The organism is Micromonospora sp. D75 (assembly GCF_018070405.1).
Lineage (GTDB): Bacteria > Actinomycetota > Actinomycetes > Mycobacteriales > Micromonosporaceae > Micromonospora > Micromonospora chalcea.
Genome location: NZ_JAGPXV010000150.1, coordinates 1 through 10,338, shown reverse-complemented (window position 1 = coordinate 10,338; position 10,338 = coordinate 1). Strand labels below are relative to the sequence as shown.

Annotated in this window: 10 protein-coding genes and 1 pseudogene; 6 read left to right on the top strand and 5 right to left on the bottom strand. The window is 73.9% G+C overall.

Annotated features, from left to right (window positions below; translation table 11 throughout):
* A pseudogene (locus tag KBX39_RS11985) lies at positions 1-312 on the top strand (theronine dehydrogenase); the annotation flags it as partial.
* A gap of 31 nt (positions 313-343) precedes the next feature.
* Here KBX39_RS11985 and KBX39_RS11980 read toward each other — a convergent pair.
* Positions 344-1,660: a DUF2252 domain-containing protein gene (locus tag KBX39_RS11980; RefSeq protein WP_043328199.1), complete on the bottom strand. Its 1,317-nt coding sequence runs from the start codon at positions 1,658-1,660 to the stop codon at positions 344-346.
* Between the two features lie 36 nt (positions 1,661-1,696).
* Positions 1,697-2,257, bottom strand: coding sequence for an NADH-quinone oxidoreductase subunit B (locus KBX39_RS11975; protein ID WP_043328197.1), 561 nt, complete (start codon positions 2,255-2,257; stop codon positions 1,697-1,699).
* Between the two features lie 169 nt (positions 2,258-2,426).
* Here KBX39_RS11975 and KBX39_RS11970 point away from each other — a divergent pair, with 169 nt between their 5' ends.
* The gene (locus KBX39_RS11970; RefSeq protein WP_210870477.1) at positions 2,427-3,356 is read left to right on the top strand and encodes a hypothetical protein; all 930 of its coding nucleotides are present in this window, start codon (positions 2,427-2,429) and stop codon (positions 3,354-3,356) included.
* 73 nt (positions 3,357-3,429) lie between these two features.
* On the opposite strand, the gene KBX39_RS11965 is transcribed toward KBX39_RS11970, so the two are convergent.
* Together KBX39_RS11965 and KBX39_RS11960 are read right to left on the bottom strand one after the other, a co-directional pair.
* The gene (locus KBX39_RS11965) at positions 3,430-4,908 is read right to left on the bottom strand and encodes an aminotransferase class V-fold PLP-dependent enzyme (RefSeq protein ID WP_210870475.1); all 1,479 of its coding nucleotides are present in this window, start codon (positions 4,906-4,908) and stop codon (positions 3,430-3,432) included.
* 28 nt (positions 4,909-4,936) lie between these two features.
* Positions 4,937-6,304 carry an MFS transporter gene (locus KBX39_RS11960; RefSeq protein ID WP_069088032.1) on the bottom strand — a complete coding sequence of 456 codons (1,368 nt, stop codon included), beginning with the start codon at positions 6,302-6,304 and terminating at the stop codon, positions 4,937-4,939.
* 123 nt (positions 6,305-6,427) lie between these two features.
* Between KBX39_RS11960 and KBX39_RS11955 the strand changes: the two genes are divergently transcribed.
* Both KBX39_RS11955 and KBX39_RS11950 read left to right on the top strand, forming a co-directional pair.
* Positions 6,428-6,784: a hypothetical protein gene (locus KBX39_RS11955; RefSeq protein WP_043328193.1), complete on the top strand. Its 357-nt coding sequence runs from the start codon at positions 6,428-6,430 to the stop codon at positions 6,782-6,784.
* Positions 6,784-7,440: a nucleotidyl transferase AbiEii/AbiGii toxin family protein gene (locus KBX39_RS11950; protein ID WP_043328191.1), complete on the top strand. Its 657-nt coding sequence runs from the start codon at positions 6,784-6,786 to the stop codon at positions 7,438-7,440. The genes KBX39_RS11955 and KBX39_RS11950 overlap by 1 nt, the downstream gene beginning before the upstream one ends.
* 58 nt (positions 7,441-7,498) lie before the next feature.
* Here the strand turns inward: KBX39_RS11950 and KBX39_RS11945 are convergent, their stop codons facing one another.
* Positions 7,499-7,810 carry an MGMT family protein gene (locus tag KBX39_RS11945; RefSeq protein ID WP_043328189.1) on the bottom strand — a complete coding sequence of 104 codons (312 nt, stop codon included), beginning with the start codon at positions 7,808-7,810 and terminating at the stop codon, positions 7,499-7,501.
* A 13-nt stretch (positions 7,811-7,823) separates the two neighbouring features.
* Between KBX39_RS11945 and proB the strand changes: the two genes are divergently transcribed.
* Together proB and KBX39_RS11935 are read left to right on the top strand one after the other, a co-directional pair.
* Positions 7,824-8,981, top strand: coding sequence for a glutamate 5-kinase (proB, locus tag KBX39_RS11940; protein ID WP_051611346.1), 1,158 nt, complete (start codon positions 7,824-7,826; stop codon positions 8,979-8,981).
* A 74-nt stretch (positions 8,982-9,055) separates the two neighbouring features.
* Positions 9,056-10,297 (top strand): glutamate-5-semialdehyde dehydrogenase, encoded by a 1,242-nt coding sequence (locus KBX39_RS11935; RefSeq protein WP_064446638.1) that lies wholly within the window; start codon positions 9,056-9,058, stop codon positions 10,295-10,297.
* Positions 10,298-10,338: the final 41 nt, after the last annotated feature.

Here is a 10,338-nt window from a genome sequence, read left to right as displayed (position 1 = left end):
GTGGTGCTGGACGCCATGTGCAAGGCCGCGCCCACCGGGATCGTCTGCCTGACCGGTGTGTCCAGCGGCGGACGGACCATCAACTTCGACGCCGGGGCGCTCAACCGGGAGCTGGTGCTGGAGAACAACGTGGTGTTCGGCTCGGTGAACGCCGGCCGGCGGCACTGGGACCTGGCCGCCGAGGCGCTCGCCCAGGCGGACCAGTCCTGGCTGACGTCGCTGATCACCCGCCGCGTACCGGTCTCGAACTACCGGGAGGCGTACGCCCGCACCGGCGAGGACATCAAGGCGGTGCTGGACTTCACGCAGTGAGGCGGGGCGCCGCGGTCGACGCCCCGCGCCCTCAGATGCCGGGCAGCCGGCCGTTGCGGAACAGGTCCACGAAGAGCTGGTGGTCCTCGCGGGCCCGGATCCCGTACCGGTGCGCGAAGTCGACCAGGTAGTCGACGAACCCGTCCGGGTCGGAGTCGACGGCAGCGACGATCGCCTCCTCGGTGGAGTAGTCGACCAGGTCGTGGCTGGACTCGTCGTCGGCCACCGAGTGCATCCGGGCCACCGCGCGGCCCAGGTCGGCGAGCACCCCGGCCAGCTCCTCCGGCTCGTTCACGTCGGCCCAGTCGAGGTCCGCCGCGTACGGGGAGACCTCCGCGACGAGCTGGCCGACGCCGTCCAGCTCGGTGAAGCCCAGCCACGGGTCGGCGTGCGCCTGCAACGCGCGCTGCGACTCGGCGGTGCGGTGCCCCTGGTGCCGGAAGTACGACCGGACCCGCTCGTCGTCGACGTACCGCGCCACGGCCGGCACCTGCGCCTGCTTCATGTAGATGACGACGTCGTTCTCCAGCGCTTGGGTGTGCCCCTCCAGCAGCAGGTTGTACGACGGCAGCCCGGCCGACCCGATGCCGACGCCCTTGCGCAGCACCACGTCCTTGATGCCGGTGGCCACCGGGCGCAGCCGGGCGGCCGAGTCCGGCAGCGTGTGCAGGTAGTCGGCGAACGCGGCGCAGACCTTCTCCCGGGTGGCGTCGTCGATCTCGTGCACGCCGTCGCCGAGGGAGAACCGGCGCTCGTAGTTGTCGACGGTGGTCTGCGCGGCGAGCAGGTCCACCCGGGTGTTCAGCCGCGCCTGCTGGAGCACCCGGCGCAGCACGCCGTCGGCGTTGTCCAGCGTGATCGAGCCGATCGCGTCGTCCCCGCCGGCCGCGATGGCCCGCAGCTCGGCCAGGTACGACCGGGCGAAGCCGGTGACCAGTTCGCCGATCACCCGGTCGGAGAGGGCCTTCGCGTAGCCGATCAGCGCCACGCTCGCCGCGAGGCGCTTCAGGTCCCAGGTGAACGGCCCGACGTACGCCTCGTCGAAGTCGTTGACGTTGAACACGAGCTGCCCGGAGGCGTTCATGTAGGTGCCGAAGTTCTCGGCGTGCAGGTCGCCGTGGATCCACACCCGGCTGGTCCGGCCGTCGAGGAACCGGTCGCTGCCGAAGTCGCCGCGCTGGTCGGCGTAGAACAGCGCCGCGCTGCCCCGGTAGAACGCGAACGGTGACGCGGCCATCTTGCGGAACTTACGGCGGAACGCCGCCGGGTCGATCGCCATGGACGCGCCGAACTCCTCGGTCAGCACGTCGATGATGAATGCGGAGCGCTTCTCCGCGAAGTCGGTCATGAGCCGCAGGCTAGACCGGCGGCGCCACCCGACGGCTCAGCCGAGCGGCGGACGGACCGGCGGCGCGGTCAGCGCCTCGACCGGCCGCGCCACAGCGTCCGCCGGAGAGGCGAGCGCGTCGGGGCGGGCCACGCCGCCGACGCCGGACTGCTCGGCGGCGATCTTCTCCTGGAGGCGCAGGATGCCGTGCAGCAGCGCCTCCGGGCGCGGCGGGCAGCCGGGCACGTACACGTCGACCGGGATGAGCTGGTCGACGCCCTTGGTGACCGAGTAGGAGTCCCAGTACGGGCCGCCGCAGTTGGAGCAGGCGCCGAACGAGATCACGTACTTCGGTTCGGGCATCTGGTCGTAGAGCCGCTTGACCGCCGGGGCCATCTTGTCGGTGACGGTGCCGCTGACCACCATCAGGTCGGCCTGCCGGGGGCCGTGGGCGAACGGGATCACGCCGAGCCGCATGAAGTCGTGCCGGCCCATGCTGGTCGCGATGAACTCGATGGCGCAGCAGGCCAGGCCGAAGTTGAACACCCAGAGCGAGTAGCGGCGGCCCCAGTTCAGCACGAACCGGATCGGCTCGCCGAGCACGCCCGGCAGCTGCATCTCCGACCTCCCGCTGTCCGTGAACCCCGAGCAGACAGTCAACCACAGCGGTCCGGTGTCGTACCCACGACAGGGAACCCGGGCAACTGTCCCCGGGGCCGGCGGGTGTCTTCACTGTCGGGCGGACGGAACCACCGCCGCCCACCACGGGGATCACGGAGGACCTGTCATGACCACACGTACGGCACGAGTCGCCACCGCGCTGCTGGCCGGGGCGGCAGCGCTGTTCGCGCTGGCCACGCCCGCCGCCGCCACGAGCGGCACCGCGGCGGCACGGCTGACCGTCGACACCGGGCCGCTGGTGCTGACGCCCACCGACCGGGGGTACGTCGGCACGCTGGCCGCGACGATCAGCAACCGGGGCCGGGCCGACGGCGTCGCCGACCTGCGCATCACCGAGCCGGCCGGCGCCTCGTTCATCGGCCTCGACGACGGCACGCCGTGGTTCACCGAGGACCTGGTGGACAACCGCCGGGTCATCGGCAGCTTCGGCGGCCGGGTCGCGGCGGGCGACAGCCGGGCCCTGCGGCTCAACTTCCAGGTCTGGACGACCGCGCGCGCCTACCCGATGGTCGCGCCGGGCGGCTCGATCGCGGTGGTGCCGGGCGGCGGCACCCGGGTCGCGGACCGCGACTTCTTCCCGACCGTGTTCCGGTCCACCTCGGGCAGCGTCCGCGCGCCGCGCGTCTACCGGCAGGCCACCGAGACGGACCTGACCGTCAACGGTCGTGACGTGACGCTGACCCGCCAGGCCGACGGAAGCCTGCTGGGCCGCATGCCGGTGACGGTGCGCTACGGCAACGACGCGCCGTCGTTCCGGCTCGCCGCGCGGGCGGCCCTGCCCGCCGGGGTCGAGGTCTGGAGCACCGACCCGCAGGACCTGCCCAGCTTCCCGGACTCGTTCGACGTCCCGGGCGGCCGGTTCATGCCCGGCGAGGAGCGCAGGTTCGACGTCGTCCTGCGGGCACCGGCCGGAACGCCGGCCGGCGTGCTGGGCAGCGGCACGTTCACCGTCGAGGCCCGCTACGTGAACGAGCCGGTCGCAGACGTCGACCCGGCGGACGACACCACCACGTTCAGCGTCGGCGCGGCCGGCTGAGACACCGCACGACACGGCCCGCCCGGTCTCCGGGCGGGCCGCGTCCACGTGACCAGGCCGGGCCGCGTCCGCGTCACCAGGCCGGGCGCTGGAGCAACCCGACGAACTCGGCGAGCAGCCGCTCCCGCAGCCGGGCCGGCGCGGCGTCGAGCAGTGTGTTGACCACCGCCATCCGCTCCGGCGCACCGGCGTCGGCCGCCAGGCCGAGCCCGCCCGCCAGCCCGGCCACCAGATCGGGGGTGAGCGCCTCCGGGGTGAGGCTGCCGGCCAGCGCCAGCAGCTCCGGCGGCAGCACCACCGGCCCGGCGGCGCGGGCCGCCGCGACCGCCTCGGCCAGCGCCGGGCCGAACTCGGCCACCCGGGGCGCCACCGCCGCGGTCACCGTCAGGTGCACGCTGGCCGGCAGATCGGCGTACGTGAGCTGGGGCTGGGTGTGCCAGCCGCGCGCGGTCAGCTCGTCGACCAGCACGAACAGGTCGAGCCCCGGATCGTCGCTGGTGAAGCAGACGACAGTGGTCTCCGGTTCGGCCATCAGCCGCAGCCCGTCGGTGGCCCGGATCGCGTCGGCGAGCCCGGCGACCGCGTCCCGGGTGGCGGCGGCAAGCCGCAGGTACCCGTCCTCGCCGAGGTGCCGCAGCGTGGCGTACGCGGCGGCGATCGGCCCGCCGGAGCGGGTGGAGGCGATCACCGGGTTGACCATCGTGTACCCGGGCCAGTCCGCGTACGCGAAGAACTGCGGGGCGCGCAGCGCCGGATCGCGGTGCAGCAGCACCGAGACGCCCTTCGGCGCGTACGCGTACTTGTGCTGGTCCACCGAGATCGAGGTGACCCCCGGCACGGCGAAGTCGAACGGCGGCACCGGCGCGCCGAGCCGCCGTAGCCAGGGCAGCGCCCAGCCGCCGAAGCAGGCGTCCACGTGGCATCGCACCCCGGCCGCCTGCGCGACGGCGGCGATCTCCGCGACCGGGTCGACCACCCCGTGCGCGTACGACGGCGCGGACGCCACCACCAGCACGGTCTCCGGGCGGATCGCGGCGGCCACCGCTGCCACGTCCGGGCGCAGCGTCACCGGGTCGACCGGCACCGTGTCCAGAGCGACCCGCAGGTAGTGCGCCGCCTTGGCGAACGCGGCGTGCGCGCTCGCCGGCGCCACGATCCGCGGCTCGGTCAGGTCGGGGCGGGCGTCCCGGGCCGCCTTGACGGCGAGCAGCAGCGACTCGGTGCCGCCACTGGTGACGCTGCCCACCACGTCCGGCGCGCCGGTGCCGGGGCCGCCGCCGAGCAGCCGGGCGGCGGCGCCGACGAGCGCGTTCTCCATCGCCAGCAGCGACGGGAACGCGGTCGGGTCGAGGCCGTTGACGTGGGCGCTCTGCGCGTACGCGGCCTGCGCCAGCTCGTCCAGACCGGCCACGCCGGGGTCGTAGACGTACGCGAACAGCCGCCCGCCGTGCGTGGGCCGGTCGGCGTCCCGCAGCGCGCGGATCTCGCCGAGTACGTCCGCCGCGGGCATCCCCTGGGCGGGCAGCGCACCGGCGCCTGCCGTGTCGGTCATCGGGTGGTTCCTCTCGTGGACGGGGTGCTCACGCCCGCGCGGCCGGCGCGGCGTCATCGGCCTCGGGTGCGGCGGCGGTCAGCTGGGCCGGGGTCAGGGTGTAGCCGCGCAGCAGCACCAGCGGGATCGCCACCAGCAGGGCGGGCAGCACGGTGAAGCCGAGCAGCACACCGAGACGGGCCGTGTCGGACTGGACGGCGGCGGTACCGGTGGACGAGGAGACATAGCCGGACAGCTGCAGCACCAGCCCGTAGATGCCCGGCCCCAGCGCCAGCCCGAACGTCTCCCCGGCGGTCCACAGCCCGGTGAACACCCCGGCCTGCCGCCGTCCGGTGCGCGCCGTGTCGTACGCGATGCAGTCCGGCAGCATGGCCAGCGCGAACACCTGCTGGCCCGCGTACCCGACGCCGATCACCGCGACCACCGCGTAGGCCGCGGCGGCGGGCAGCGCGGGCGCGGCGACCAGGGTCAGCGCGCCCACCGCGAAGATCAGCGACGCGGCGACCAGCGACGCCCGCTTGCCCAGCCGGGCGCCGGCCCGCGACCACAGCGGCATGACCAGCAGCGCGGGTGCGACGAAGCAGGCGAACAGCAGCGTCGGGCCGCTGTCCGGCTCGCGCAGCACCTGGCCGGCGAAGTACTTCACCCCGGCCAGCACGGTGGCCACCCCGGCGGACTGGATCACGAAGCAGATCAGCAGCACCCGGAACGGCCGGTTGCCGGTGGCGACAGCGAGCTGGGCGCGCAGGCTCGGCTCGCTCTCCCCCACCGTGCCGGTCGGCGCGGACCGGGTGCCCAGGAACACACCGACGGTGCCGGCGACGATGAGCGCGGCGACGAACAGGCCCATCCACCGGTGACCGGGCACGCCGTCGCCGCCCGCGCTCACCACGGCCGGGGCCACCGCGCCGGAGACCAGGATGGCCAGCGCCAGCACCGCGATCCGCCAGGTCATCAGCCGGGTACGCTCCGCCGGGTCGGCGGTCAGCTCGGCCGGCATGGCCACGTACGGCACCTGGAAGAACGCGAACGCGGTGGCTGTCGCCAGGAACGCCAACGCCACGTACGCGGCGGCGGCCGGACCGTTCGCGAACGGCGCGGCGAAGATCGAGGCGAACAGCACGGCGAGCGCCAGCCCGCCGACCAGCAGGTACGGGCGGCGGGCGCCCCAGCGGGAGCGGGTCCGGTCGGAGATCCGCCCGGCGACCGGGTTGACCAGCACGTCCCACGCCTTCGGCAGGAGCACCAGCAGCGCGGCCAGCCCGGCGGCGACGCCGAGCGTGTCGGTGAGGTACGGCAGCAGGAGCAGCCCGGGCACGGTGCCGAACGCGCCGGTGACCAGGGAACCGAGCGCGTATCCGAGGTGCACCCGGCGGGGCAGGCCCGAAGCTGTCATGGAGCCGAATGCTACTCACGTTATGGCTCGCGTCACATCCCCTCCCGGACGCTGCTTGTTCGATGCCGCCAGGCGCTCGCGAGTCGCAACAAGCCGCAGGTCGGCACCGTTACCCTGTAGGGCATGGACCCGGCCCGATCCGTTCGCAGCTCGCGGGCACCGTACGAGGCCCGCCCCGGCCGCCGTGCGGTCGTGGTCCCCGCCCTGAGCGAATTGCAGGGCCCGGTCACCGGCATCGTCGAGTTGCCCCACCGGCTGTTCTGGCAACCCGACCGGCACGTCGACCTCGACGTTCCGGGGCTGCTCGCCTGGATGTACGAGACGGTGCTCACCGAAGCCGTTCATCCCGACGAGCTGCGCACCTGGCTGCACGGACCCACCCTCGTCCGGCTGTGGCCCGAGCTTTACGTGCCCCGCGGTGTCCGCCGCGCCTGGGAAGAGAGCCACCCGGTGCTGCGCGCCCGGGACGTCGCCGCCTGATGTCACCCGCGCCGGACCCGTTCCAGCACGAGGTCGCCCGTATCGCGCTCGCCGTGGCCGGCCGACACGGCTTCGCCCTCGCCGGCGGCCAGGCCCTCATCGCCCACGGCATCGGCGCCCGTCCCACCGAGGACGTGGACCTGTTCACCGATCTCGACGGCGGGGTCACCGCAGCCGCCGAGCTGGTGCACGCCACCCTGCTCGATGCCGGGTTTCAGGTCGAGACCATCGCCGAGCCCACCGAGCTGGACGATGTCTTCTACGGCTTCGAACACGACATGACCGAGTTCGAGGTTCGCCGCGACGACCGGACCGTACGACTGCAACTCGTGCGCTTCGCGCGCAGCGCCAGCCCGATCGTGCTCGACGTCGGGCCGGTGCTGCACCTGGACGACGTGATCGGCACCAAAGTCGCCGCCATGGTGACCCGTGCTCAACCCCGCGACTACATCGACGTAGCCGCCGCGCTCCGCCGGTACAGCAGGAACGACCTGGTGGACCTCGCACGGCGTGCCGACCCGGCGCTCACCGACGAAGAGTTCCAGGACGCGCTGCAGCGCCTCGACCGCCTCCCCGACACCGTCTTCGCGCTCTACCGCCTCACCCCGGCTGAGATCCACGACCTCCGGCACGCGTTCTCCGAGTGGCCGCGATGACTCGGCCCCGTTGAGCGGAGTCGCGATCGATCGACCGGCCGCCTCCGACGCGGTCGGGTCACCCCTCGTCCGGCGACCAGGACGCCGCCGCCAGGTCCACCCGGTCGCCGCGCAGCGGGCACCCCTCGGCGAGCAGCCGTTCCCGCGCCTTGCGCTCGTGACCCGGCGGCAGCCGGCCGGCCGAGTTCACCACCCGGTGCCACGGCACGCCGCCCCCGTGCCGCGCCATGATCGAGCCGACCAGCCGCGGCGACGCCCGCCCGGAGCGGTCGGCAAGCGCGTCGGCCACCGCCCCGTACGACATCACGCGGCCCGGCGGGATCCGCTCGACAAGTGCCAGCACCGCCTCGACGTACTCGTCAGGTGTCACGAGCTGCCACGATATGGGAACGCGCCGCGGCGTCACAGACCGCAGCGCGCAGAATGGTCGGGTGCGCGAAGCAGTCACCTCGGCCCGCCGGATCGTCGTCAAGATCGGTTCGTCCTCGCTGACCACCGCGACCGGCGGCCTGGACGACGCCCGGGTCGACGCGCTCGTCGACACGCTCGGCGGGCTGGCCGCCGCCGGACGCGAGGTGGTGCTGGTCTCCTCCGGCGCGATCGCCGCCGGCCTCGCCCCGCTGCGGCTGCCCCGGCGCCCGCGCGACCTGGCCACCCAGCAGGCCGCCGCCAGCGTCGGGCAGGGCCTGCTGATCGGACGGTACGCTGCCGCGTTCGCCCGGCACGGCCGCACCGTCGGGCAGGTGCTGCTCACCGTGGACGACGTGACCCGGCGCGCGCACTACCGCAACGCGTACCGGACGCTGCGGAAACTGCTCGACCTGCGGGCCGTGCCGATCGTCAACGAGAACGACACGGTGGCCACCGAGGAGATCCGGTTCGGCGACAACGACCGCCTCGCCGCGCTCGTCGCCGCGCTCGTCGACGCCGACCTGCTGGTGCTGCTCTCCGACGTCGACGCGCTCTGGACCGGCAACCCGGCCCGCCCGGGCAGCACCCGCATCACCGAGGTGCACGGCGAGGGTGACCTCGCGGGCGTGGACATCGGCGGGGCCGGCCGGGCCGGGGTGGGCACCGGGGGCATGGTGACGAAGGTGGAGGCGGCCCGCATCGCGACCGGCTTCGGCATCCCGGTGGTGCTGACCGCCGCGCCGCTGGCCGCGCCGGCGCTGGCCGGGGAGCCCGTCGGCACGTACTTCCACCCGAGCAGCCGCCGTCCCGCCGCGCGCCTGTTCTGGCTGGCGCACGCCACCGCGCCCCGGGGCCGCCTGCACCTCGACCCGGGCGCGGTGCAGGCGGTGGTGGGCCGCCGCAAGTCGCTGCTGCCCGCCGGCATCACCGCCGTCGACGGCGCGTTCACCGCCGGGGACCCGGTCGACCTGGTCGACACCGCCGGCGCGCCGGTGGCCCGCGGGCTGGTCAACTACGACGCGGTGGAACTGCCCGGCCTGCTCGGCCGTTCCACCTCCGAACTCGCCGCGGCGCTCGGCCCGGCGTACGAACGTGAGGTCGTCCACCGCGACGACCTCGTCCTGCTGTAAGCAAGGGCCCCTTATTAACAGACGTCTGTTAATAAGGGGCCCCTCCTTAAAACACCTCCGAAGGAGTACGCACGATGAGCGTCGTCGAGCAGGCCCGGCGAGCCCGGGACGCGGCAGAAGCCCTGGCCACGGCCACCCGTACCGTCAAGGACGCCGCGCTGCACGCGATGGCCGACGCGCTCGTGGCGCGTACCCCCGAGGTGTTGGCGGCGAACGCCGCGGACCTGGCGGCCGGGCGCGAGGCCGGGCTGTCCGCGGCCGTGCTGGACCGGCTCGCGCTCGACGAGGGCCGGGTGGCGGCGATCGCCGACGCGCTGCGCCAGATGGCCGCGCTGCCCGATCCGGTCGGTGAGGTGGTACGCGGCTCGACGCTGCCGAACGGCCTGGAGCTGCGCCAGATCCGGGTGCCGTTCGGGGTCGTCGGCATCGTCTACGAGGGCCGGCCGAACGTGACAGTCGACGCGGCCGGGATCTGCCTGAAGTCCGGCAACGCGGCGCTGCTGCGCGGCTCCTCGTCGGCCGCGCACTCGAACGCGGCGCTGGTCGAGGTGCTGCGCGACGCGGTCGCCGGCGCCGGGCTGCCGGCCGACGCGGTGCAGCTGCTCGACTCCAGCACCCGTGACTCGGTCAAGGAACTGATGCGCGCCCGCGGCCTGGTCGACGTGCTGATCCCGCGCGGCGGCGCGTCGCTGATCCGCGCCGTGGTCGAGGAGTCGACGGTGCCGGTGATCGAGACCGGCGTGGGCAACTGCCACGTGTACGTCGATGCCGCCGCCGACCTCGGCAAGGCGCTTGCGGTCACGCTGAACGCCAAGACCCAGCGCCTGTCCACCTGCAACACCGCCGAGTCGCTGCTGGTGCACCGCGACGTCGCCGACGCCTTCCTGCCGGCGGTGCTCGCCGCGTTCGCCGAGGCCGGGGTGACCGTGCACGGCACGCCCGAGGTGGCCGCCCACTCCGACGCCGTGGTACCGGCCACCGAGGAGGACTTCGGCACCGAGTACCTCTCCGCCGACATCTCGGTCGCCGTGGTCGACTCACTCGACGCGGCGGTCGCGCACATCCGCCGGTACGGCACCGGTCACACCGAGGCGATCGTCACCGACTCGCAGCGGGCGGCCCGGGAGTTCGTGGCCCGGGTGGACTCGGCCGCGGTCATGGTCAACGCGTCCACCCGGTTCACCGACGGCGGCGAGTTCGGATTCGGCGCGGAGATCGGCATCTCGACGCAGAAGCTGCACGCGCGCGGCCCGATGGGCCTGCCGGAGCTGACCAGCACCAAGTACGTGGTGACCGGCGACGGTCACCTGCGCTGACCGACCTTGCCCGTTGTGGCGCGCCGGCGCCACCCCCGCAC